25 protein-coding genes are annotated in these 22,463 nt (G+C 58.7%); 20 read left to right on the forward strand and 5 right to left on the reverse strand.

Annotated elements, in window-relative coordinates:
- Positions 1-2: 2 nt before the first annotated feature.
- The 9 genes from BM174_RS14705 to recO all read left to right on the forward strand — a co-directional run bounded on the left by BM174_RS14705 (position 3) and on the right by recO (position 7,699).
- A complete protein-coding gene (locus tag BM174_RS14705) occupies positions 3-2,141 on the forward strand; it encodes a RelA/SpoT family protein (RefSeq protein ID WP_093924606.1) in 2,139 nt (712 codons plus the stop codon).
- A 60-nt stretch (positions 2,142-2,201) separates the two neighbouring features.
- Positions 2,202-2,858, forward strand: a complete 657-nt coding sequence (locus BM174_RS14710; RefSeq protein ID WP_093924607.1) for a DUF2062 domain-containing protein — start codon at positions 2,202-2,204, stop codon at positions 2,856-2,858.
- Positions 2,859-2,894: 36 nt separating this feature from the next.
- Positions 2,895-3,644, forward strand: a complete 750-nt coding sequence (locus BM174_RS14715; protein ID WP_093924650.1) for a pyridoxine 5'-phosphate synthase — start codon at positions 2,895-2,897, stop codon at positions 3,642-3,644.
- A complete protein-coding gene (acpS, locus tag BM174_RS14720) occupies positions 3,641-4,051 on the forward strand; it encodes a holo-ACP synthase (RefSeq protein ID WP_093924608.1) in 411 nt (136 codons plus the stop codon). The genes BM174_RS14715 and acpS overlap by 4 nt, the downstream gene beginning before the upstream one ends.
- A 123-nt stretch (positions 4,052-4,174) precedes the next feature.
- The gene (gene lepB / locus BM174_RS14725) at positions 4,175-5,011 is read left to right on the forward strand and encodes a signal peptidase I (protein ID WP_093924609.1); all 837 of its coding nucleotides are present in this window, start codon (positions 4,175-4,177) and stop codon (positions 5,009-5,011) included.
- Entirely contained in the window at positions 5,008-5,694 is a 687-nt protein-coding gene (gene rnc / locus BM174_RS14730; RefSeq protein WP_093924610.1) for a ribonuclease III, read from the forward strand. Before lepB ends, rnc begins: the two co-directional genes overlap by 4 nt.
- Entirely contained in the window at positions 5,691-6,599 is a 909-nt protein-coding gene (gene era / locus BM174_RS14735) for a GTPase Era (RefSeq protein ID WP_093924611.1), read from the forward strand. Before rnc ends, era begins: the two co-directional genes overlap by 4 nt.
- A 45-nt stretch (positions 6,600-6,644) precedes the next feature.
- Positions 6,645-6,974, forward strand: coding sequence for a DUF1491 family protein (locus BM174_RS14740; protein ID WP_093924612.1), 330 nt, complete (start codon positions 6,645-6,647; stop codon positions 6,972-6,974).
- Positions 6,971-7,699 carry a DNA repair protein RecO gene (recO, locus tag BM174_RS14745; protein ID WP_093924613.1) on the forward strand — a complete coding sequence of 243 codons (729 nt, stop codon included), beginning with the start codon at positions 6,971-6,973 and terminating at the stop codon, positions 7,697-7,699. The genes BM174_RS14740 and recO overlap by 4 nt, the downstream gene beginning before the upstream one ends.
- On the opposite strand, the gene BM174_RS14750 is transcribed toward recO, so the two are convergent.
- Together BM174_RS14750 and BM174_RS14755 are read right to left on the reverse strand one after the other, a co-directional pair.
- Positions 7,683-8,078, reverse strand: a complete 396-nt coding sequence (locus BM174_RS14750; RefSeq protein WP_093924614.1) for an META domain-containing protein — start codon at positions 8,076-8,078, stop codon at positions 7,683-7,685. The two genes, recO and BM174_RS14750, sit on opposite strands and share 17 nt — an antisense overlap.
- Positions 8,079-8,094: 16 nt before the next feature.
- A complete protein-coding gene (locus BM174_RS14755) occupies positions 8,095-8,667 on the reverse strand; it encodes a TetR/AcrR family transcriptional regulator (RefSeq protein WP_245766383.1) in 573 nt (190 codons plus the stop codon).
- Positions 8,668-8,738: 71 nt separating this feature from the next.
- Here BM174_RS14755 and BM174_RS14760 point away from each other — a divergent pair, with 71 nt between their 5' ends.
- Entirely contained in the window at positions 8,739-9,962 is a 1,224-nt protein-coding gene (locus BM174_RS14760; protein ID WP_093924615.1) for an MFS transporter, read from the forward strand.
- Here BM174_RS14760 and BM174_RS14765 read toward each other — a convergent pair.
- Entirely contained in the window at positions 9,937-11,622 is a 1,686-nt protein-coding gene (locus BM174_RS14765; RefSeq protein WP_093924652.1) for an acyl-CoA dehydrogenase family protein, read from the reverse strand. The genes BM174_RS14760 and BM174_RS14765 overlap by 26 nt on opposite strands.
- A gap of 142 nt (positions 11,623-11,764) precedes the next feature.
- On the opposite strand from BM174_RS14765, the gene BM174_RS14770 reads away from it, so the two are divergent.
- Positions 11,765-12,529, forward strand: a complete 765-nt coding sequence (locus tag BM174_RS14770) for a sulfite exporter TauE/SafE family protein (protein ID WP_093924616.1) — start codon at positions 11,765-11,767, stop codon at positions 12,527-12,529.
- A 42-nt stretch (positions 12,530-12,571) separates the two neighbouring features.
- Here BM174_RS14770 and BM174_RS14775 read toward each other — a convergent pair whose 3' ends face one another.
- A complete protein-coding gene (locus BM174_RS14775) occupies positions 12,572-12,931 on the reverse strand; it encodes a helix-turn-helix domain-containing protein (RefSeq protein WP_093924617.1) in 360 nt (119 codons plus the stop codon).
- 153 nt (positions 12,932-13,084) lie between these two features.
- Here BM174_RS14775 and BM174_RS14780 point away from each other — a divergent pair, with 153 nt between their 5' ends.
- Positions 13,085-14,035 carry a helix-turn-helix domain-containing protein gene (locus BM174_RS14780; RefSeq protein ID WP_245766384.1) on the forward strand — a complete coding sequence of 317 codons (951 nt, stop codon included), beginning with the start codon at positions 13,085-13,087 and terminating at the stop codon, positions 14,033-14,035.
- A gap of 38 nt (positions 14,036-14,073) precedes the next feature.
- On the forward strand, positions 14,074-14,790 hold the full coding sequence (locus BM174_RS14785; RefSeq protein WP_093924618.1) for a hypothetical protein: 717 nt from the start codon (positions 14,074-14,076) through the stop codon (positions 14,788-14,790).
- Positions 14,791-14,868: 78 nt separating this feature from the next.
- Here the strand turns inward: BM174_RS14785 and BM174_RS14790 are convergent, their stop codons facing one another.
- The gene (locus tag BM174_RS14790) at positions 14,869-16,467 is read right to left on the reverse strand and encodes a phosphoenolpyruvate carboxykinase (protein WP_093924619.1); all 1,599 of its coding nucleotides are present in this window, start codon (positions 16,465-16,467) and stop codon (positions 14,869-14,871) included.
- A gap of 376 nt (positions 16,468-16,843) precedes the next feature.
- On the opposite strand from BM174_RS14790, the gene BM174_RS14795 reads away from it, so the two are divergent.
- Genes BM174_RS14795 through BM174_RS14825 form a run of 7 tightly spaced genes read left to right on the forward strand, consistent with a single transcriptional unit; the run spans position 16,844 to position 22,259 of the window.
- Positions 16,844-17,545, forward strand: a complete 702-nt coding sequence (locus BM174_RS14795) for a response regulator transcription factor (protein WP_093924620.1) — start codon at positions 16,844-16,846, stop codon at positions 17,543-17,545.
- A 9-nt stretch (positions 17,546-17,554) separates the two neighbouring features.
- Entirely contained in the window at positions 17,555-19,285 is a 1,731-nt protein-coding gene (locus BM174_RS14800; RefSeq protein ID WP_177209495.1) for a sensor histidine kinase, read from the forward strand.
- Positions 19,286-19,288: 3 nt separating this feature from the next.
- Positions 19,289-19,744: an HPr kinase/phosphorylase gene (locus tag BM174_RS14805; RefSeq protein ID WP_093924621.1), complete on the forward strand. Its 456-nt coding sequence runs from the start codon at positions 19,289-19,291 to the stop codon at positions 19,742-19,744.
- A complete protein-coding gene (gene rapZ / locus BM174_RS14810) occupies positions 19,741-20,658 on the forward strand; it encodes an RNase adapter RapZ (RefSeq protein ID WP_093924622.1) in 918 nt (305 codons plus the stop codon). The genes BM174_RS14805 and rapZ overlap by 4 nt, the downstream gene beginning before the upstream one ends.
- Positions 20,655-21,047, forward strand: a complete 393-nt coding sequence (locus BM174_RS14815; RefSeq protein WP_093924623.1) for a PTS sugar transporter subunit IIA — start codon at positions 20,655-20,657, stop codon at positions 21,045-21,047. The genes rapZ and BM174_RS14815 overlap by 4 nt, the downstream gene beginning before the upstream one ends.
- A gap of 13 nt (positions 21,048-21,060) precedes the next feature.
- Positions 21,061-21,330: an HPr family phosphocarrier protein gene (locus BM174_RS14820; RefSeq protein WP_093924624.1), complete on the forward strand. Its 270-nt coding sequence runs from the start codon at positions 21,061-21,063 to the stop codon at positions 21,328-21,330.
- 38 nt (positions 21,331-21,368) lie between these two features.
- Entirely contained in the window at positions 21,369-22,259 is an 891-nt protein-coding gene (locus BM174_RS14825) for a lysophospholipid acyltransferase family protein (protein WP_425442372.1), read from the forward strand.
- The last annotated feature ends 204 nt before the right edge of the window (positions 22,260-22,463 follow it).

The following is a 22,463-nucleotide window of genomic DNA, read 5'->3' on the forward strand; positions in this document are numbered from 1 at the left end:
GCATGACGTACGCCGAGACTACTGCTGACGACCTTGTCGCACTTGTTCGATCCTATAATCCTAAGACAAACGAACCGCTGATCCGGCGCGCTTATGACTATGGTGCCAAGATGCATGACGGTCAGTTTCGCCATTCGGGCGAGCCGTATTTTTCGCATCCCGTCGCTGTTGCGGTCTTGTTGACCGAACAGCGGCTGGATGATGCGACGATCATCACCGCGCTTCTGCACGACACCATCGAAGACACACGTGCCTCCTATAGCGAGGTCGAGACGCTGTTCAGCCACGAGGTGGCGGAACTGGTCGATGGCGTGACCAAGCTGACCAATCTGCAACTGAACTCGACCGAAACAAAGCAGGCCGAGAATTTCCGCAAGCTGTTCATGGCGATGTCGAAAGACCTGCGGGTCATTCTGGTCAAGCTCGCAGACCGTCTGCACAATATGCGTACGATCAAATCGATGCGCCCCGACAAGCAGACCCAAAAAGCCCGTGAGACAATGGACATCTATGCGCCTCTGGCGGGGCGGATGGGGATGCAATGGATGCGCGAAGAACTGGAAGATCTGGCGTTTCGGGTACTGAACCCCGAGGGCCGCGCCAGTATCATCCGGCGTTTCATTACCCTCCAGCGCGAATCAGGTGACGTGATCCAGCGGATCACCGGCGACATGCGCGGCGAGTTGGCAAAGGTCGGGATCGAAGCCGAGGTGATTGGCCGCGCGAAAAAGCCCTATTCAATCTGGCGCAAGATGGAAGAGAAGGCGCAGTCCTTCAGCCGCCTTAGTGATATCTACGGGTTTCGGGTGATCACCGAAAGCGACGAGGATACCTACCGTACGCTCGGAGCGATCCATCAGCGCTGGCGTGCTGTGCCAGGGCGGTTCAAGGATTACATCAGCCAACCCAAATCGAACGGCTATCGCAGTATCCACACCACGGTTTCGGGGCGCGACGGTAAACGCGTTGAGGTGCAAATTCGCACCCGTCAGATGCATGACGTAGCCGAAACCGGCGTGGCGGCTCATTGGTCCTATCGCGACGGTGTGCGCTCGAAGAACCCGTTTGCAGTTGATCCGGCGAAATGGATTGCACAGCTGACCGAACAATTTGACGCCGAGGATGATCACGAGGATTTCCTCGAAGCGGTCAAGCTCGAGATGTATGCCGACCAAGTGTTCTGCTTCACGCCCAAGGGCGATGTGGTAAAGCTGCCGCGCGGAGCGACTCCGATTGATTTCGCCTATGCGATCCACACCCGCATCGGCAATGCTTGTGTCGGGGCCAAGATTGACGGGATGCGGGTGCCCCTGTGGACCCGCGTAAAGAACGGCCAGTCGATCGAGATTATCACCGCCCAAGGCCAGACGCCGCAGGCGACGTGGCTGGATATTGCCACTACTGGCAAGGCGAAATCTGCGATCCGGCGCAGCCTGCGCGAGGTGGATCGGGAACGGTTTATCAAATTGGGCCGTGAATTAGCGCGCTCTGCCTTTGCCCATGTGGGTAAGAAGGCAACTGAAAAAGCGCTTTCGACGGCGGCCCGTAACATGCGGCTGGACGGTGTCGATGATGTTCTGGCGCGACTTGGCAGTTCCGAGGTGACGGGCCGTGCGGTGGTGCAATCGGTTTATCCCGATCTCGCGCCGCGCAAATCCGACCAGATCGATAGCGAACATGCTGTTGTCGGTCTGGAGCCGGGCCAATCGTTTGACCGCGCACCTTGTTGTAACCCGCTGCCCGGTGAGCGGATTGTCGGCATCGCGTTTCGCGGGCGCGGCGTGACCGTGCATGCGATTGATTGCGAACGTCTGTCTACCTATGAGGACCAGCCCGACCGCTGGCTTGATCTGCGCTGGCATGAGGGCAACCATCCGGCAGTCTATAGTGCAGTTTTCGACATCACGCTGGGCAACGGCGCGGGCGTGCTGGGTCGGATCTGTACCTTGATCGGCGAAGCCTCCGCCAATATCGCCGATCTGGAATTTCTTGAGCGCAGGCCTGACTTTTACCGGCTGTTGATCTATGTGGAGTTGCGGGACGTGGCGCATCTGCACTCCTTGATGTTGACGCTGGAGGCGGAAAGCGATGTCGCCGCGATCAGCAGGCACCGTGATCCGTCGGCGGGGAAGCCACATTGAACTAACGCGGTCCGGTTCGGTTTGGGGCGTGCGGCAAAAACTGTTATTGGAAGCTAGAAGTTGATATTCAAACGCCGCGATCCCAAGCCGACCTTGCGTGCGATGTCGGAATTTATGTGGCCGCGCGGCGGCTGGACTCGTGCGTTTCACTATATCAAACACCGGATGCGCCGCCTGCCTGACAGCCCCGAACGGATCGCACGGGGCATCTGGGCGGGCGTGTTCACGACGTTTACGCCGTTTTACGGAATGCACTTTATCGTCGCGGCGCTGATTTCGCGGGTGATGCAGGGCAATCTACTGGCCGCTTTGATGGCTACATTTTTTGGCAATCCGCTGACCTATGTGCCCATCGGGCTTTCGGCGCTTAAGACCGGGCACTGGATTTTGGGCACGCGCGTCGACGTGCAGGAACACCGCTCGTTCGGCGGTAAGTTTACCGATGCGGGGGCCGAGCTTTGGTTGAATTTCGTTGCGATCTTTACCCCTGCCAAGATGGATTGGTCGGGGCTGATCACCTTCTGGCATCAGGTTTTTTACCCCTATTTGATCGGGGGTATTCTGCCAGGCATCCTGTGCGCCTCGGTCGCCTATTACCTCTCGGTACCGGTGTTACGGGCCTATCAGAAGCGCCGCAAAGGCATGATCAAGGCAAAATTTGAAGCTTTGAAACAAAAAGCTGCAGCCAAGGCTGACGCCAAGCGCAAAGGGGATTAGGTTGGCCGCGACTCATGGGACGTGGGAGCCGGATTTATGACACAGACAGAGAAGCTTAGGCTGGGCGTGAACATCGACCACGTGGCCACGGTGCGCAATGCGCGGGGCGGGGCATATCCCGATCCGCTGCGGGCGGCCAAGATCGCCGAGAAAGCAGGGGCCGATGGCATCACTGCGCATCTGCGCGAAGACCGTCGCCATATCTCGGACGCGGATATCGAAGGCTTGATGGAAGTCCTCAGCGTGCCGCTGAACTTCGAGATGGCCGCGACCCCCGAGATGCAAAAGATCGCCTTGCGTCATAAGCCCCACGCGGTTTGCATCGTGCCGGAAAAGCGCGAGGAGCGGACCACCGAGGGCGGATTGGAAGTGGCGCGCGAGGAAAACCGGCTGGCACATTTCATCGCGCCGCTGCGCGAGGCAGGCAGTCGGGTGTCGATCTTTATTGCTGCCGACCGCCGTCAGATCGAAGCAGCGAACCGGATCGGTGCCGAAGTGATCGAGCTGCATACTGGCGCCTATTGCGATGCCTTTGCAGAAGGTCGGTGGGCCGAAGCGCAAGGCGAGTTGAAAAAGCTGGAAGATATGGCTGCATTTGCCGATGATCTGGGGCTTGAGGTCCATGCAGGCCACGGGCTGACCTATGATACCGTGTCGCCTGTCGCGGCTTTCCCACAGGTGCGCGAATTGAACATCGGGCATTTCCTGATCGGCGAGGCAATCTTTCTGGGGCTTGAGCCTGCCATTGCCGAAATGCGCCGCCTGATGGACGAGGCGCGTGAGTGATCCTTGGTATCGGCACTGATCTGGCAAATATCGAGCGTATTCAAAAGGTGCTGGACCGCCACGGCGACCGGTTCCGCAACCGTGTTTTCACCGAGGTCGAGCAGGCCAAGGCCGAGCGCCGCCTTGATGTAGCGGGCACCTATGCCAAACGCTGGGCCGCGAAAGAGGCGTGCTCCAAAGCGCTAGGGACAGGATTGCGGATGGGTATTGCGTGGCGAGATATGGCGGTCAGCAATCTGCGCACCGGCCAACCGGTGATGGCGGTGACTGGTTGGGCGGCGGAGCGCCTTGCCACCATGACCCCACCGGACCATGAGGCGATTATCCACGTGACGTTGACCGATGATCACCCTTGGGCGCAGGCCTTTGTGGTCATCGAAGCGCGGCCCGTTTCGGTGCCGGAATAGGGCAGTCATTCGCGGCGGTGCAGCCGTTCTGCGCAAGCAGGGCGGGCTGCGACACGGGCATCGCTTGACTTGCCCCCGCCGCCCCCTCATGTAACGCGAAACCTGATGAGATGGGAGCGCCGCATGGCCGCCAAGGAAAAAACCGGCAATGCCTTTGTCGAAACGATCAAGACAGTTGTCTACGCGCTGCTGATTGCGGGCATCTTTCGCACCCTGTTCTTCCAGCCCTTCTGGATCCCGTCAGGCTCGATGAAAGAGACGCTGCTGATCGGTGATTTCCTCTTTGTGAATAAAATGGCCTATGGCTATTCCTATGCGTCCTGTCCCAGTGTGATGGTGCCGCAGATCGGGATCGAAATTGATGCCAAGGATATTTGCGGCGTGTTTGACGGCGACAACAACCGCTTGTTCGGCGGTGATCCTGAGCGCGGTGATGTGGTGGTGTTCCGCCATCCAGTGTCGGGGCGTGACTATATCAAGCGTTTGATCGGTCTGCCTGGGGACAAGATTCAGGTCAAGGACGGCGTGCTGAACATCAACGGTGAGCCCGTCGGTCTGCAAGATGCCGGTCTTTTTGAGGAAGCAATGGCGCCGCAAGGCCCGCAAGCGCTACGGCCGCGTTGTGAAAACGGCCCCGTCGGCGTTGGGGGCAATTGTGTGAAAAGCCGCCAGATCGAAACTTTGCCAAACGGCGTCGAGCATGTCATCCTGAATATCGGCGACCAGCAGTCGGACCATACCGGCGTGTATTCGGTTCCTGAGGGGAATTATTTCTTTATGGGCGACAACCGCGACAACTCTGCCGATAGCCGTCTGGCGCAACAGGCCGGGGGTGTCGGGTTCGTGCCATATGAAAACCTGATCGGCCGCGCCGACCGGATCGTCTTTAGCTCGGCAGGCAGTTCGATGCTGTATTTCTGGACATGGCGCAGCAACCGTTTCTTTAAAGCGGTCAGATGAAGCTAAGCGGCGATCTCAAGGAATTCGAAACGCGCATCGGGTATCACTTTGCGGCTCCCGATCTTCTGAACCGGTCTGTGACCCATGCGTCGATGTCTTCGGCCAATCGTGATGACAACCAGCGGTTGGAGTTTCTGGGTGACAGGGTGTTGGGGTTGGTAATGGCCGAGGCGCTGCTCGCGCTTGACCCGTCTGCCACCGAAGGCCAGTTGGCACCGCGTTTCAATGCTTTGGTGCGCAAGGAAACCTGCGCCGATGTTGCGCGCGAGATTGATCTGGGCAAGGTGCTGAAACTGGGTCGGTCGGAGATGATTTCGGGCGGGCGGCGTAAGCAGGCTCTGCTCGGTGACGCGATCGAAGCTGTGATTGCGGCAGTCTATCTTGATGGCGGCTTTGATGCGGCCAAATCGCTGGTATTGCGCTTGTGGGGCAAGCGCGTGACGCGGGTCAAAGAAGACGCGCGCGATGCCAAGACAGCCTTGCAGGAATGGGCACAGGCCCGTGGCTATCCGCCTCCGAAATACGTACAGATTAACCGAAGCGGGCCCGATCACGCGCCCGTCTTCACCATCGCCGCGCAGCTTGAAAATGGCGCAGAGGCACAGGCCACTGCCCCTTCGAAACGCGCCGCCGAACAGGCTGCAGCCACCAAATTGCTGGCTAGAATGGAGCAACCCGAATGACCACCCGCGCCGGATTTGTCGCCCTGATCGGAGAGCCCAATGCGGGCAAATCCACCCTGCTGAACCGGATGGTCGGCGCCAAGGTCAGCATTGTCACCCATAAGGTTCAGACCACGCGTGCGCGCATTCGGGGCGTGGCGATGGAGGGCGAGAGCCAGATCGTTTTTGTCGACACGCCTGGTCTGTTCCAGCCGCGCCGCCGTCTGGACCGTGCGATGGTCGCCGCCGCGTGGAGCGGGGCCGCTGACGCCGATGTTGTCGTGCTGTTGGTAGAAGCCCATCGCGGTGTGTCGGAGGGCGTAGAGCGTATCTTGGAAGGGCTCGTGAATATTGGCAAAGGCCGCAAGGTTGCGCTGGCGATCAACAAGATCGACCGCGTCGAGGCGCCGGTTCTGTTGGGGCTCACCAAGGCGCTCAACGAACGCTTTGATTTTTTCGAGACCTTTATGATTTCAGCCGAGCGCGGTCATGGCGTAGATGCCCTGCGCCAATGGCTCGCGACCGAAGTACCCGAGGGGCCGTGGCTTTACCCCGAAGACCAGATTGCCGATCTGCCTATGCGGATGATTGCCGCCGAGATGACCCGCGAAAAGCTGACGCTGCGGCTGCATCAGGAATTGCCCTACCAGTTGACGGTCGAGACTGAAAACTGGGAAGAGCGCGATGACGGTTCGGCGCGGATCGACCAATTGATCTATGTGGTCCGCGACGGCCACAAGGGCATCGTTTTGGGCAACAAGGGCGAAACCATCAAGGGCGTCAGCAAGGCCGCGCGCGAAGAGTTGGAAGAGTTTCTCGGTCGCAAGGTACATCTGTTTTTGCAGGTCAAAGTGCGGCCAAACTGGTTAGAAGAATCCGAGCGCTATTCCGAAATGGGGCTGGATTTCAAAGATGGCAACACCTGATCCCATCACAGGTTCGCGCGCAATCGACCGCTCAGGGGCGGGCCTATGGCCCGTCTGACCGCCCGATTTTGGGTCGATGCTTACCTGACGCGACTGCGGTTGCAGGACATTCCCGCTTTTGTTGTGGCGCACGGTGATGACACCGGCGGCGCGGTATTGGTGAAACTGGCAACGCTGGACGGGCAGGCGGTGGTGTTCCAACGGTCCTTTGACATGCTGACCGGTGACCGCAAATGGGTCGAGCTTGCAAAGGGGGCCGAGCGCGAAGTGGACGAGACCATTTCGCGTCAGCGCGGGTTTGATCCCGATCTTTGGGTCATTGAGGTGGAGGATCGCGCCGGACGGCACCTTTTGGAGGAGCCGGGGCTGGCATGAAAGAGTGGCGCGATCAGGGCATTTTGCTAAGCACGCGCCGCCACGGCGAAACCTCTGCGATCATCGAGGTGTTTACGCCGTCGCTGGGCCGTCACATGGGCGTGGTGCGCGGCGGCACCAGTCGCAAGATTGCGCCCATCCTTCAACCCGGTGCGCAGCTTGATCTGACGTGGCGCGCAAGGCTTGAGGATCATATCGGCGCCTTCACAGTTGAACCGGTGCGCAGCCGCGCGGCGATTGCGATGAGCGACCGGATGACCTTGGCGGGGCTGAACGCGGTGACCGCTTTGCTGTCATTTTGCTTGCCGGAGCGTGAGGCCCATGAGGGTTTGTACCGCCGCACCGAAGCCCTGCTGGATTTGCTCGGCCAATACGAGATCTGGCCACTGGCCTATCTGCAATGGGAGGTCCGCCTGCTGGAAGAGATGGGCTATGCGCTTGATCTGAAAACCTGCGCAGTGACGGGCGCGACCGAGGGGTTGGTTTATGTCTCGCCCAAATCGGGGCGTGCTGTGTCGCGCGAAGGCGCGGGGGAGTGGGTGGACCGGATGTTGCCGCTACCAGATATCCTGCGCGGGGTGGGCGAGGGCCCGGATGCAGAGATCGCATTGGCGTTTCAGACCACCGGCTATTTTCTATCTGCGCATCTGGCGCATGATTTGGGCGGCAAACCTCTGCCGGAGGCCCGCGCGCGCTTTGTCGAGGCGTTCAGTCGGCCGCGGTGAAGACCAGCATCAGCCCCGTGTCGGTAGAGAGGATCATCATATCGCCCGCCACTTCGGACAGGCTCGCTGTTTGCAACGCCTGCAGAAATGCGGTTTCTGCGGCTTGGTCAGGGCAAGTGCGTCGGGTGGAGATCAGGTTCTCCGCGCCGAACCAAGGGTAAGGCACGGTCAGGCTGGCGCTAAAACCGTTGCAGGGGCCTTGGCCCACAATCTCGCCTGTTTCGGGAAAAGTCAGGGTCGCGGCAGCGGTGTACTCCTCACCGTTCAATTCGATCAACTGCCATGTCCGGTCCGCGCCACCATAGGCGCGTAAGGTCTCGTCCGGGGTGCAGGCTTTGATGCCGAGAAAGGCGACGCTAATCAGGGCCAGTGTTTTCATCTCGAATCCTCTGCGGTCACGACAGTGCCAGCACTGTATCGATCAGGGTGTCAAAGCTTGCCTGCTGTTGTGCGGTATCGGTAGGGGCAAGCTGCGGCAAGCCGATCAGCGCAGCCTGGAGTGCGTGGGCAAAGCTCTGGTTGCCGAAGCCGAGGTCAGCCAGCAGATGGCGAAGATGGTCAAGGCGGGCGGTGTCTACGGTTGCCAGCACGGTAGCGACGCCGGGATCGTTTTGCGCCCAGCTGCGCAGGCGTGGTTCAACTGGATCGGCCAACAGGTCGCGGCCAAATTGGCGCAAAGCTTGATCAGGCGGCAGGGCGCTTTGCGTGGTTTTGGCCAGTGACGCGACCGCGAGGGTGCGCCAGTGGGCAAGAACGGCGGCATGAAAGGCCGGGACATCTTTGAAATGCCAGTAGAACGAACCTTTGGTGGTCTTGAGCGCCCGCGCCAAAGGTTCGGCGCCGAGTGCTGCTGGGCCATCGTGCTGCAGGGCGGCAAGACCTGCGGTGAGCCATAAATCTGGGGACAATCGCGCTGTGGCCATATCTGTTGCATAGGCTTCGCTGTGCGGCGAAGCAAGATCGCTCATGAGCCATTTTCGACACGTGATCTGTCGCAAGAGGCCAAGACCCCGCGGGCGGTACGTGGTCCCACTCGGACATGATTGCCCCCAGAGCCCCCCTGCCGCTGACGCACCTGCCGATACCCAAGGTGCGCGATTTCGCCATTCTTTCGGGATTGGAGGCGGGGATTCGTGGCACGTTGATGTCGGTGATGCCCTTGGTGATTTATCGCGCCTTTGGCGATGCGGCGACGGTGAGCCAGATTTATCTGGCGGTCGGGGCGGTGTCGCTGGTGTTTGGCCTGTTGGTACCGTGGCTGGCCGCCAAGCTGTCGCGGCGTTGGATGTATACCTTTGGTACCGTGCTTTACATGTCGGGCATTGCGCTGGCGATACTGGATCAACCGCAGGTGATGCCCTTTGCGCTGGGGTGTCTGAGCCTCGCTACGGTGACCATTGCTGTGTGTCTGAATGCCTATGTGTTGGACTATGTTTCGCGGACCAATCTGGGCAAGTCTGAATCGCTGCGGCTGGTGTTTAGTGGGCCAAGCTGGGCGGCGGGGCCGCTGGTCGGCGTGTGGCTGTTGAATTGGTGGACGCCTGCGCCGTTTATGCTGGCAGGCTGTTTTGCGGTGGCGCAGATGGCGATGTTCTGGCGGTTGCGGCTGGGCAACGGCAAACAAATCTCGCGCGCCCGTGCGCCGTCGCCTTCGCCCGTCGCGTTTCTGGGGCGATTTTTCGCGCAGCCAAGGCTGTTGGCGGGGTGGATGTTTGCGGTGATCCGCTCCTGTGGGTGGTGGGTCTATGTGGTCTATCTGCCGATCTATTGCGTCGAAAACGGCCTGCCGGATACGGTCGGCGCGGCGGCGCTGTCGGCGGCAAACCTGTCGCTGTTTGTGGCGCCCGCGATGTTGGTGCTGGTGCGGCGCTTGGGCGTGCGGCTGTCGGTTTCGGGCGCGTTCTTTATCGGCGGGGTTTTGTTTGTGGCGGGCTGGGGCCTGTCGGACCAGCCTTGGCTGGTGGTTCTGGCGCTTTACGGCGGCTCGGTCACCTTGATCATGCTCGACGTCTGTGGCGGGTTGCCGTTTTTGATGGCGGTGAAGCCATCGGAGCGTACCGAGATGTCAGCGGTCTATGCCAGTTACCGCGATGTCTCGGGGATCTTGACCCCTGCTGGGGCGGCACTGGTGTTGCTGGTCATGCCGCTGGCGGGGATTTTCGCAGTTTGCGGTGCCGCGATGTTGGGGATGGGCGTCTTGGCGCGGGGATTGCACCCGCGCCTTGGTGTACCGCGTGTCAGCCCAGCAGACGCCGTGCGATGACCTGCGCCTGAATTTCAGCCGCGCCTTCAAAGATATTCAGGATGCGTGCATCGCAGAGCACGCGGCTGATCTTGTACTCCAATGCAAAGCCGTTGCCGCCGTGGATTTGCAGCCCGTTGTCAGCCGCCGCCCAAGCGACCCGCGCGCCGAGCAGTTTGGCCATCCCTGCCTCAAGATCACAGCGGCGGCCATGGTCTTTCTCCCAGGCACTAAAATAGGTAAGCTGTCGGGCGATCATCAACTCGACCGCCATCATCGCCAGCTTGCTGGAAACGCGCGGGAAGTTGATCAGCGCCTTGCCAAATTGCTTACGATCCTGCGCATATTGCATCGAGATATCGAGCGCCGACTGCCCGACACCAACGGCGCGAGCGGCGGTCTGGATGCGGGCAGACTCGAAGGTCTCCATCAATTGTTTGAAGCCTTTGCCCTCCTCGCCGCCGAGCAGGTTTTCAGATTTCACCTCAAACCCGTCAAAGGCCAGCTCGTATTCCTTCATGCCGCGATAGCCGAGGACTTCGATCTCGCCGCCGGTCATGCCGGGGGTGGGGAAGGGGGTTGCATCGTCGCCGGGGGTCTTTTCCGCGAGAAACATTGATAGGCCGCGGTGATCCGTGGTGTCAGGATTGGTGCGTGCCAGCAGGGTCATAACATGCGTGCGGGCGGCATGGGTGATCCATGTTTTGTTGCCGGTGACCCTATAGGTATCGCCGTCCTTGACCGCGCGGGTGCGCAGTGCGCCAAGGTCGGAGCCGGTATTCGGCTCGGTAAAGACGGCCGTGGGCAGGATTTCACCGCTGGCAATGCGCGGCAACCACTGGGCTTTTTGTTCATCAGTGCCGCCGCAAAGGATCAGCTCCGCCGCGATTTCCGAACGGGTGCCGAGCGAGCCGACACCGATATAGCCGCGAGAAAGCTCCTCAGAGACCACGACCATTGACGCTTTGCTCAGGCCAAAACCGCCGAATTCTTCGGGGATGGTGAGACCGAAAACGCCCATTTCGGCGAGATCGTTGATCACTTCCATCGGGATCAGCTCGTCCTTGAGGTGCCAATCATGTGCGTAGGGTTCGACCTTTTCGGTAGCATAGCGACGGAACTGGTCGCGAATCATCTCCAGCTCTTCATCAAGCCCGGTGGTGCCGACTGTGGCATTGGCGGATTGTTCTTGCATCAGCTCAACCAAACGGGTGCGGGCGGCTTGGGTGTTGCCGGACTGGATCAGCTTGCTGACGGCAGGGGTGACAAAACCGCTGGCATCCTCGGCAGAGAGCCCGAGATCATGCAGGCGGATCATTTCGCCTTGGTTCATCTGGATGCCACCGTGGATTTGCGCAAGGTATTCGCCAAACCCGATCTGGTGCAGCAGTTGCTCGATCTCGCCGAACTGGCCGTTTTCCTTGAGGCGATCGGCCCATGCCTGCATCTGGCGCAGCGCCTGCGCATAGGTGGCAAGCCACGCGAGGCCGTGGGCGGCGGTCTGGTTTGCTTCGATCAAAGCGGCAGAAACACGGTCGCCTTCGGTGACCAGCGCGCGGACCGAGGCCAGCGCCTTGTCCAAAACCGCTTCAACCGGCGTCAGCGCGTCTTTCGTCACTGCCAGCAGATCGTCCAGAAGTACGGGGTGTGCCATTGCTATATCCTGACCGTCATGTGCCATCTGATCATCCTTTTTGCTGCGCTCCGGCATAAACCCTTCGCAGGTGCAGCACAACAAAGATACGTTTTTCCGTTGCGTTTTGTACGAAAATTTCGCCGCCGTTTTACCGTGCAGCCGCCAAGCGGATTGCATAAGAGGAGGCATGAACGAAATTTTCCCGCTATTAGACCCCGCTTCCATCCTGCTGGCTTTGGCTATTGCGACCTGTGCCGGCTTTGTAAAAGGCGTGGTGGGGTTTGCGATGCCACTGGTGCTGATTTCGGGCCTCACGACCTTTATCGCGCCCGAACTTGCACTGGCGGGGCTGATCCTGCCAACGCTGGTGACAAACGGGATTCAGGCGCTGCGGCAAGGGCCGCGCGCGGCGTGGCAATCGATCCGCCAATTCTGGGTGTATCTCTGTGCGGGGGGCGTAACGTTGATCATGTCGGCGCAGATGGTGCGTGTGATGCCACCGCATGTGCTGCAACTGCTGATCGGTGTTCCGGTCGTGTTTTTCGCGGTGCTGCAACTGTCGGGCCACCGGTTCAATATCGCACGCCGTCATGCGGGCATCGAGGCCGCAGTGGGTGGCTTCGCCGGTGCAATGGGTGGGGTTTCCGGCGTCTGGGGCCCCCCGACTGTGGCCTACCTGACCGCGCTGGATACGCCAAAGCATGACCAGATGCGGATACAGGGTGTAATCTACGGTTTGGGCGCTGTGGCGCTATTGGGCGCGCATGTCGGATCAGGCGTGCTTCGGGCGGAAACCGTACCGTTCTCTGCGGCACTTATCCTTCCCGCGGTGCTGGGAATGTGGCTCGGCGGCCGGGTGATGGTCCGGATCGACCAGATTATGTTCCGCCGTGCGACCTTGATTGTCTTGCTTATCGCCGGGGCCAATCTGATCCGGCGGGCGCTTACCTGACGCCAGGTTCAGCAGCTTCTCGCAGCTTGCCAGAGGATGGGATCAGGCGCGCCGCGCAACCGTTACGCCTGCAACGTCTTCAATAAATGTGACAATACGTTCCTTGATCGCGTCGTCTTTGATCGCGGCGAGGGCGTTCACGATTTGCATATTCTTGTCTTGAACCGGAGCGGCGTTGTCATTGTCGTGCAGCCCGTCAAAGAAATAAGACGGCGGTACTTCGAGGATTTGCGACAGTTCAAACAAGCGGCTCGCGGCAACGCGGTTTGAGCCGATCTCGTACTTCTGGATCTGTTGAAACGACAGGTTTAGCTGACGCGCCACATCCGTTTGGGATAACCGACGCAGGGTCCGGATCTGTTTGATTTTACGGCCGACGTGGATATCTACTGGATGGGACATACAAAACACCTCTGGTTGAACATTGCATTATTGATCGGAAAAAATCGCCAACCGATCAATTGGATAGATTTTTTTTGTTTCGAAACAAATTCTGACAATGCATGGGTGATTTTTGTTGCGTTGATGGGTGATTAGTGTACCACTCTTTCTGCAATGAAACTTGATACCAGCGATCTCGACCAGGCCGAACCCGTCGCCGTCGCCAAATCTGCGGCCGCGCCCGCTTTGCTGTTCGAGATGATCCGCTCGTTTGTGACCTTGGCGCGAACTTTGAATCTGAGCCATGCCGTCAAGGAGCTGAACAGCACCCGCCAGACGTTGCGACGCCATATCGCGGCCCTCGAGGCAGAGATGGGGCTGGAGTTGTTCAAGGTTGAGGATCGCCGTTACAGTCTGACCGAGGCGGCTGAGCAAGCGCTGCCCGAGGCGATTGACCTGATTGCCAAGTCAAACCTCTGGTTGTCGGGCACCACACGGCACCACGAAAGCTTGCAGTACGTATCGTTCGGCCTGCCGAATGGCTGGACCTTTCACCAGCAGCAACATCCGCTGAGCACCATTTGGTCGGGGCAATCGGTGCTGATGCGTGAAACGCTGCGGGCTTGGGCGATGAGCGGAGGCGATATCGAGGCGCCGGAGCTGGCGCATGTCCGCCCCTATCTGATCGTATATCGGGCAACAGATTCCGGCTGGATCAGTGTGGAGTTTGGCGAGGAGTGTTTCTACGTCAAATGGTTCGGCTGGGCGAAAGCGCGCAGCAGCATCGGTCGCCCGCTGAGTAAAATGCCGGGCGGCGACGATTTTGCGCGTCTGCTGGAAGAGCCGTTTTCAGAGGTGACCAACACCCAATCGGCACGGGTTGACCACGTCGCGACCCAAGTGCCGCGCGGTGAGGAAGACGATCTCGTGCATATTCGGTACGCGCGTCTGATGTTGGGCGGCTGTTTTCCGGATGGCAGTCAGGCCCTGTTTTCATTGGTCGAACCGATGAGCGAAGTGACGATAGACGGGCTGGAAATGGACAAGTTACCCCCGATTCCGAAGGACGTCGTTTTAGATTTTGTCGAAAGTGAGGCAAAATACGAGAAAATTAATCCAAATTAGTATACGCATAGGCTACCGACTCCTCTGAGGAAGCTGAAATGAGTATTCAATACGTTAACGATGGCGCACAGTTTTTTGCGGCAAGTCACGACATATTAAATAGTGCGAATATAAGAATAGAAACGGGCAGCGATTTCGAAACCTACGGAAAAATCATCGCCGCAGGACGCCCTGTTCAAGCTTTGGGCGCACCCTTTGATCCAAAACTCCATGATCTTGACGAGACGAACGCCTATTGGCTCGCCGCGTTCAATCCCGAAGGCAGGTTGATCCATACGCAGGCCGCCAAGATGCTCTCGATGGAGGATCAGACTCTGAGCGAGTATATGATCAAGCGATTTCAGGAGTTTCCGCCAGCTTTGCCTGATATCGATTTTGCGCGGTCGCGCTATCGTGCGGGCCCGGGCGCACACCGTATCAAAGGAAATGTCGTCTATCATGGCGATATCTGGATCACGCCGGAGGGCGGCTCCTATCGCGGCAATGGCATGTCGACCGTTCTGGCGCGATATGGGTTGATGCTGGCGGTAGAGCGCTGGAATCCAGACTTTATTTTTGGATTCATGGCGCGCAGCGTGGCTTTCAAGGGGTTTGCCGAGCGTATGGGCTATATGCACAACGAGCCGGGCAGCTTGCGTTGGTATCGCCACGGGAACGACACGCCAATGGAAGGTTTTTTAAGCTATCTCAGCAATGAAGACGTGCGTTTTCTATTCGAGATGCCGCTATACGAGCTTGTCGAACAAGCTGCCTGATTTTTACACAAACTGCATTTAATGAAAAAGGCCGGACAATTGTCCGGCCTTTTCTAATTTTTCCGATGGCGCGGCGGTTCAGCCAATCGCTGCGGCTTTTACATCATCGTCGATGAAGGGCAGGTATTGCGCGAAATTCGCGGCAAACATGTTCACCAGTTTCGCGGCCTGACGGTCATAGGATTCAGGATCGTCCCAAGTGCGGCGCGGGTCGAGCAGGATGTCTGCGACACCGTCGACGGAGACCGGAACCTCAAAGCCGAAGTTTGGGTCTTTGCGGTATTGAACACCGCTCAAACCACCCTCAAGCGCGGCTGTCAGCAGGGCGCGGGTTGCTTTGATCGGCATCCGCGATCCGGTGCCATAGGCGCCGCCGGTCCAGCCGGTGTTCACCAGCCAGCAGGTCGCGCCGTGCTGGGCGATCTTTTCGCGCAGCAGGTTGCCATAGACTTCGGGGCGGCGGGGCATGAAAGGCGCGCCAAAACAGGTGGAGAATGTAGGCTCCGGCTCCGTCACGCCGCGCTCTGTGCCAGCCACTTTGGAGGTGAAGCCTGACAAGAAGTGATACATCGCCTGTGCCGGTGTTAGACGTGCAATGGGGGGCAGAACGCCAAAGGCATCGCAGGTCAGCATGATGATGTTCTTGGGGTGCCCGCCGACGGCCTTTTTCGACGCGTTAGAGATGTAGTGCAGCGGATAGGCGCAGCGCATGTTGGCGGTCAGGCTGTCATCGTCGAAATCCAGATCGCGGGTGTCTTCGTCGTAGACCATGTTTTCGATCACGGTGCCGAATTTCTCGGTGGTAGCATAAATCTCTGGCTCGGCCTCGCGGCTAAGGTTGATGGTCTTGGCATAGCAGCCGCCTTCGAAGTTGAAGGTGCCGCTGTCGGACCAGCCGTGCTCGTCGTCGCCGATCAACGTGCGCTCGGGGTCTGCGGAAAGGGTGGTTTTGCCGGTGCCGGACAGGCCAAAGAACACGGCCGTATCGACAGGGTTGCCGGTGGCGTGGTTGGCGGAGCAGTGCATCGGCATGATGCCTTTTTCGGGCAGCAGGTAGTTCAGCAGGGTAAAGACCGATTTCTTGTTCTCGCCCGCATATTCAGTGCCGCCGATCAGGATCATCTTACGATCAAAGTTCATCGCGATCACGGTCTCGGAACGACAGTCATGCTTGGCGGGATCGGCCTGAAAGCTGGGGCAGTTGATCACGGTGAAATCAGCGATAAAGTCGTCGAGCGCCTCACGCTCGGGCCGACGCAGCATGTGGCGGATGAAAAGGCCATGCCATGCCAGCTCGGTGACCATGCGCACGTTGATGGCATGTTTTGGGTCCGCGCCACCGATCAGGTCCTGCACGAAATAGTCACGACCTTTCATATGGGCGACCATATCGGTGTAGAGCGCGTCAAACCCTTCGGGCGACATTGCAGCGTTGTTTTCCCACCAGATCGTGTCAGCAACGCTTTCGGTTTTGACGACGTGTTTGTCCTTGGGCGAGCGGCCGGTGAACTTGCCGGTTGTGACAAGGAAGGTGCCGCCCTTGCCGAGGTGGCCTTCGCCGCGGGAGAGTGCGCTTTCGACCAGCGCCGGTTCCATCAGGTTGTAATAAACATTGCCCAACCCGTCGATCTGTTGATCCTCGAGGCGGAACTTCGGGTTAACCCGTCCTGATGTCATGTGGTGTCTCCTGCAGGTGCGCGGATGGTGTGCGCAAGAATTTGACTGATCGGACCGTGATGCCCGTGACCATGGTGGCCATGATGCGCCTCTTAACACGAGGATTTATAGCATGAACAGGCGGCTTTACCGAGTTAGCGCCACCATGTGGAAACTATCCGCCCAGACAACGGAGCGCAGTAGTGCAGAACCCGAGGCTGGGCAGGGGGGCGCGATTAAAGTGCGGCAATTTAGCCATTCCTAACCAAATTGTGGCGGAATTGGGTCACCGGTGGGCTGTGATTCGCAGTTAGAGATTGATTCGGCGGCAAAATATGGTGAATAATAGTGGAAAATCAAAAGAAACGACGTTTGGGCAGAACAAGGATTACAGGCAATGTCTAGAATTGCATTGGTGGATGACGACAGGAATATCCTGACGTCTGTATCCATGACTCTCGAAGCCGAGGGTTTCGAAGTCGAAACCTATAACGACGGGCAGGCGGCGCTTGACGCGTTTAACAAGAAATTGCCGGATATGGCTGTGTTGGACATTAAGATGCCCCGCATGGACGGCATGGATTTGTTGCAGCGGTTGCGCCAGAAAACGGCGATGCCGGTTATCTTCTTGACCTCCAAGGACGACGAGATTGACGAAGTTCTGGGCCTGCGTATGGGGGCCGACGACTACGTTAAAAAGCCATTTAGCCAGCGGCTTCTGGTAGAGCGTATTCGCGCTTTGCTGCGACGGCAGGATGCTGTGGACACAGGCGAAGTCGGCGATACCGAAGAAACCAAAGTGATGGAGCGCGGCGATCTGCGGATGGATCCGCTGCGCCATGCCGTCAGTTGGAAGGGTAAGGATGTGTCACTGACAGTGACCGAGTTCTTGCTGCTTCAGGCCTTGGCGCAACGCCCAGGTTTTGTGAAATCGCGCGACCAGCTGATGGACGTGGCCTATGACGATCAGGTTTATGTCGACGACCGGACCATCGACAGCCACATCAAGCGTCTGCGCAAGAAGATGCGGACTGCGGATGATGAATTCTCGGCGATCGAAACGCTTTATGGTATCGGTTACCGATACAACGAAGAATAAGCTGACCTGATGGCACGGGCCGAAAGGATTTTTGTGCGGGACACGGGCACACATGCGACGCGCGAAGGCGATGTGGTTCTGGGCGACGATTGGGTCGCCCCGGACAATGCAGCGCCGGATGAACTGCGCGTCACGCGGGGGCGGCGCGGTCTGTTTTCGTTGCGTGCCTCACCGCTGACCCGCAAGATCATCACTTTCAACCTGATAGCGCTGAATGTGCTGGTCGCGGGCATCCTCTATCTCAGCTCGTCGCGCGACTCGCTGGTGGTGCAGCGCGCGGCTTCGCTGGTGTCCGAGGCCGAGTTGATCGCTGACGTTTTCGAGGCACAGCTACCGCTCGGCGCGCCGGTAAACCTTGCGACAGGCGATGGCATTGATGCCAGCGCTACGCTTGAGGCGTTGGACCTGCGCAGCGGCATTGAAGTGTTTGTCTTTGATCCCAGTGAAACTCTCATCGCCAATTCCGAAGGGCGCTTGGCGGTTCAGAATGCCAAAGGTATCCCGCACCCCGCCGACCGCACTTTGTTGACAGACGGTCTCAGCTGGGTCTGGGATAAGGTGTCTGCTCCCTTCAGCAGCAGCCTCCGCGCCAGTGAGGGCATGCCGATCGAGGACAAGCTTAAGTCAATGGTCGCAGGCAGCTTGACCGGCGGCACATTGATCGAAACCAAAACTGATACTTCGGGCGGTACCGTCTTTACTGTCATGACGCCGGTTATGCAGGGCGGCACGGCCATCGGCGCGGTCGCCATCACGTCTGCGGCGGGTGAGATTGACAAGCTTGTGCGCGGCGAACGCGAACGGGTTTTACAGATGTTTGTGGTCGCCGTGCTCGTCTCTATTGGTCTGAGCCTCGTGCTCGCCTCTACCATTGCCAACCCCCTCGCCGATCTTGCCGCCGCAGCACAGCTCGGGCGCGATAAAGATGCCCGCAAGATGAACCCGGGCCGGATCCGCATCCCTGATCTGACCGCCCGGCCGGATGAAATCGGACGGCTATCCGGCGCTCTACGCGGCATGGTCTCGGCGCTCTACAACCGGATTGACGGCAACGAACAATTTGCGGCTGATGTCGCGCATGAAATCAAGAACCCGCTCGCGTCTTTGCGGTCTGCCGTTGGCACCTTGCGAATGGTCAAACGCGACGACCAGCGCGACAAGCTGCTGGATGTGATCGATCATGACGTGCGCCGCCTTGACCGTTTGGTCAGCGATATTTCCAATGCGTCCCGTCTGGACAGCGAGTTGGTCAAAGAAGAAGAGGAGCCCTTCGATCTGCTCCATATGCTGGGCAATCTGGGCCAGTACCTCGGTGAGGATGCGAAATCAAAGGGCATCGATTTCATCACCGATCTGCCATCCAAACCGATCATCGTGCACGGGCTCGAAGCACGTCTCGCGCAGGTATTTGTTAACCTAATCACCAATGCTGTGTCTTTCTGCGAAGATGGCGACGCCATTCGGGTTTGGGCACGCAAGCGTGAAAATCGCGTTTTGATCGTGGTCGAAGACACCGGTCCTGGCATCCCCGATCAGGCGCTCTCAAAAATCTTCAAACGCTTTTACTCACAGCGGCCCGACGAGCATTTCGGCAATAACTCCGGCCTTGGCCTCGCGATCTCCAAGCAGATTGTCGAAGCGCATGGTGGTGTGATCTGGGCGGAAAACATCCGTCCTACCGAGGCTGACATCACCTCGGAGCCGTTGGGCGCGCGGTTTGTTGTGGGCCTGCCGACGTAACCGGTGTCCGCCCCGTCTGACGCAGACCCGGTCCCGGCCTCTGAGATACTGCATGCCTCTACTGTGGCTGTTGATGGCAAGGGCGTGCTGATTCTAGGTCCCTCAGGAATCGGTAAATCAACCCTCGCAATGCAGCTCATTGCCGCGGGTGCAACTCTTGTCGCAGATGACCGGACTGTCATTACCCGCGAGGGCGACAGGATAATCGCTAGTGTGCCGGAGGCGATTGCGGGACTGATTGAAGCGCGCGGGGTGGGGATACTGCGACTTCCGCATCAACCTCCCGCTCCGGTAGAATTAATCGTAGATTTGTCACAGCGAGAGCCCGACCGCTTGCCACTGCCGCATTATCGGGATTTGTTAGGGGTGACGCTGCCGTGTCTTCACGATCCGGCGACCCCCCATTTTCATACCGCGATCATCCTCTATATAAGAGGAAGCCGAAAAGAACCCCGATGAGCAAAGCCCCGTCCTCACCCACCGAACTGCCAACACCGCCACAGCGCCGTTTTGTGCTGGTCACCGGCCCGTCGGGGGCTGGGCGGTCTTCGGCACTTAATGTTCTGGAAGATGCGGGTTTTGAGGCGATCGACAACCTGCCGCTGCGGTTGTTGCCCGCCTTGATCGATAGCGCGGGCGGCGAACGCTCCGTCGCCTTGGGCATCGATGCGCGCAACCGTGACTTTTCCACAAACGCTGTGATTGATCTTTTGGCGCAACTGCGTGCGCGCCCCAATATGACGGTTGATCTGCTCTATCTCGATTGCGCCGCCGAGATTTTACAACGCCGCTTTTCAGAAACCCGCCGACGCCATCCACTGGCGCCCGAAGACCGACCGGCAGAAGGCATCCAGCGCGAACAGCAATTGCTGCGTCCGTTGCGAGGCCGCGCGGATGTGTTGATCGATACCACCTCTCTCAATATTCACGAATTGCGGGCGGAGGTGGAGCTTTGGTTCGCGCCGGAAGGCAGGCGTCATCTCTCGGTTTCGGTTCAGTCGTTTTCCTACAAACGCGGTCTGCCGCGCAGTGTTGATACTGTCTATGACTGCCGGTTTCTGCAAAACCCCTATTGGGAAGAAAATCTGCGTGCTCTGAACGGAACCGACTCGCGTGTCGCTGAATATGTCGCCAAAGATCCGCGCTATTCGGAATTTGCAGATAAGGTCCTCGATCTCAGCCTGCTTTTGCTTCCGGCCTACCGCGAAGAGGGTAAATCTCACTTTTCCATCGCCTTCGGGTGTACTGGCGGGCAACATCGCTCCGTCGCCGCCGCCGAGCAGCACGCATTGCGCCTTGCGGATCATGGCTGGCAGGTGTCAATAAGGCACCGCGAGCTGGGTCGCCAGCATCCTCAAGAGGCAAATACGTGATCGGGATTGTCATCGTTGCACATGGTGGGCTGGCGCAAGAATACCTTGCTGCCATCGAACATGTTGTGGGCAGCCAGCACGGCGTGCGCGCCATTGCCATTCAGGCCGACCATGACCGCACCGCCAAAGAGCGTGAAATCTGCAATGCCGCCGATGAGGTTGATCAGGGCACTGGCGTGGTAGTGGTGACAGATTTGTTCGGCGGATCGCCGTCCAACCTAAGCCTGCTGGCCTGCCGCCCTGAGAACCGCCGGATCATTTACGGCGCCAACCTGCCCATGCTGATCAAGCTGGCAAAATCACGTAATCTGGATGTACCGGCTGCCGTGCGCGCAGCACTTGAAGCCGGCAAGAAATACATCGACAGCCAGAACGTAAGCGCAAGCTAAAGGCATTTTCCCAATGACATCTATTTCTCTAAAAATCGTGAACGAAAAAGGTTTGCACGCGCGGGCCTCCGCGAAACTGGTCGAGGTCGTCGAAGCCTTTGACGCCCGTGCCGAAGTCAGTAAAGACGGCCTTTCCGCCAGCGGCGACAGCATCATGGGGCTTTTGATGTTGGCAGCTTCGCGCGGAAGCACTATTGACGTCCAGACGTCAGGCCCTGATGCAGATGCTTTGGCTGAGGCGCTGACCGCGCTGGTGGCTGACAAATTTGGCGAAGGCTATTGAGGCCGCTCTCCGCGCGCCTTGAAAAAGGGTAAACCCACTTGGTGGATGAAATTCATTCGACAGGCATAAGCCGCGACACCCCGGCATCCCCGGGCACCGTCCGACTGACCAAATATGACCGCCGCAGCCTGTCCTACGCCTCGACGTTTCAGGATCCGGTCAAAGCGCGGGTCATCAGCCTGATCGAATATATGACCGGCAAGCTTAAAGTCCTCAGAATGGTACGCGAATTTGAAAGTCGCGGTGCCCCTGCCGGGCAGGAGTTCTGGCGCGCCGCACTCGATACGATGGGGATCGACCTCACTACGCCGCAGGAGCAGCTTGACCGTATCCCCAAAGAAGGCCCGGTGGTCATTGTCGCGAACCACCCTCATGGGATGGTCGATGGAATGATCTTCGGCGACCTGATCGGGCGGGTGCGGACTGACTACCGCATTCTGACCCGCTCACTGCTCACATCTATTGATGAAGTTGCCAGCAGCTTTATGATCCCGGTGCCCTTCCCGCACGACCCCGATGCGCAACGCAAAGGTGTAGCGATGCGGGCAAATGCTATGGCGCATCTACAATCTGGGGGCGTCGTCGCGCTATTCCCTTCCGGCGTGGTCGCCGCATCGGAAACGTGGTTCGGTCCCGCTGTTGAGGCGGAATGGAATGTTTTTACAGCAAAGATGATCCGCCGCTCCGGGGCCACGGTCGTGCCTGTCAAATTTCCGGGCCAGAACAGCCGCGCTTACCATATCGCCAACAAGATCAGCCCGATGCTGCGGCAAGGATTGCTGCTTCACGAGATCGTCCACGCCTGCAACCACCCGCAAGGCCCGATTGTTGGCGAGCCTATCTCGCAGGAAGAGATTGAGAAACAGGCGAAAGACCCACGCGGATTTATGGCGTGGCTCCGCGAGCACACGCTGTCACTAGAGAACTAGCCCATTTGCATTGGTTTCGGGTCTACGTACCGAACGCTCGGACATTCAAAATTCTCTATGCAATTTCGTCAGGGTGCGTTCCACTGGACGCGCCCCTTACCGAAAGTCTAGTTTCTATGTGTTAGTCTTTTAGGTGGACCAACGAAAATTGGCCCACCTACTCCCAGAGAAGTTCAAACAGCAGGGACGCGGCGCGAAGTGAGA

Origin of the sequence: Sulfitobacter brevis (genome assembly GCF_900112755.1) — a bacterium.
Lineage (GTDB): Bacteria > Pseudomonadota > Alphaproteobacteria > Rhodobacterales > Rhodobacteraceae > Sulfitobacter > Sulfitobacter brevis.

Coding starts and splice junctions, on each gene's coding strand:
- BM174_RS14705 (WP_093924606.1), top strand. CDS start 3: ATGACGTACGCCGAGACTACTGCTGACGACCTTGTCGCACTTGTTCGA.
- BM174_RS14715 (WP_093924650.1), top strand. CDS start 2,895: ATGACACAGACAGAGAAGCTTAGGCTGGGCGTGAACATCGACCACGTG.
- lepB (WP_093924609.1), top strand. CDS start 4,175: ATGGCCGCCAAGGAAAAAACCGGCAATGCCTTTGTCGAAACGATCAAG.
- rnc (WP_093924610.1), top strand. CDS start 5,008: ATGAAGCTAAGCGGCGATCTCAAGGAATTCGAAACGCGCATCGGGTAT.
- era (WP_093924611.1), top strand. CDS start 5,691: ATGACCACCCGCGCCGGATTTGTCGCCCTGATCGGAGAGCCCAATGCG.
- BM174_RS14740 (WP_093924612.1), top strand. CDS start 6,645: ATGGCCCGTCTGACCGCCCGATTTTGGGTCGATGCTTACCTGACGCGA.
- recO (WP_093924613.1), top strand. CDS start 6,971: ATGAAAGAGTGGCGCGATCAGGGCATTTTGCTAAGCACGCGCCGCCAC.
- BM174_RS14750 (WP_093924614.1), bottom strand. CDS start 8,078: ATGAAAACACTGGCCCTGATTAGCGTCGCCTTTCTCGGCATCAAAGCC.
- BM174_RS14755 (WP_245766383.1), bottom strand. CDS start 8,667: ATGAGCGATCTTGCTTCGCCGCACAGCGAAGCCTATGCAACAGATATG.
- BM174_RS14760 (WP_093924615.1), top strand. CDS start 8,739: ATGATTGCCCCCAGAGCCCCCCTGCCGCTGACGCACCTGCCGATACCC.
- BM174_RS14765 (WP_093924652.1), bottom strand. CDS start 11,622: ATGGCACATGACGGTCAGGATATAGCAATGGCACACCCCGTACTTCTG.
- BM174_RS14770 (WP_093924616.1), top strand. CDS start 11,765: ATGAACGAAATTTTCCCGCTATTAGACCCCGCTTCCATCCTGCTGGCT.
- BM174_RS14775 (WP_093924617.1), bottom strand. CDS start 12,931: ATGTCCCATCCAGTAGATATCCACGTCGGCCGTAAAATCAAACAGATC.
- BM174_RS14780 (WP_245766384.1), top strand. CDS start 13,085: ATGAAACTTGATACCAGCGATCTCGACCAGGCCGAACCCGTCGCCGTC.
- BM174_RS14785 (WP_093924618.1), top strand. CDS start 14,074: ATGAGTATTCAATACGTTAACGATGGCGCACAGTTTTTTGCGGCAAGT.
- BM174_RS14790 (WP_093924619.1), bottom strand. CDS start 16,467: ATGACATCAGGACGGGTTAACCCGAAGTTCCGCCTCGAGGATCAACAG.
- BM174_RS14795 (WP_093924620.1), top strand. CDS start 16,844: ATGTCTAGAATTGCATTGGTGGATGACGACAGGAATATCCTGACGTCT.
- BM174_RS14800 (WP_177209495.1), top strand. CDS start 17,555: ATGGCACGGGCCGAAAGGATTTTTGTGCGGGACACGGGCACACATGCG.
- rapZ (WP_093924622.1), top strand. CDS start 19,741: ATGAGCAAAGCCCCGTCCTCACCCACCGAACTGCCAACACCGCCACAG.
- BM174_RS14820 (WP_093924624.1), top strand. CDS start 21,061: ATGACATCTATTTCTCTAAAAATCGTGAACGAAAAAGGTTTGCACGCG.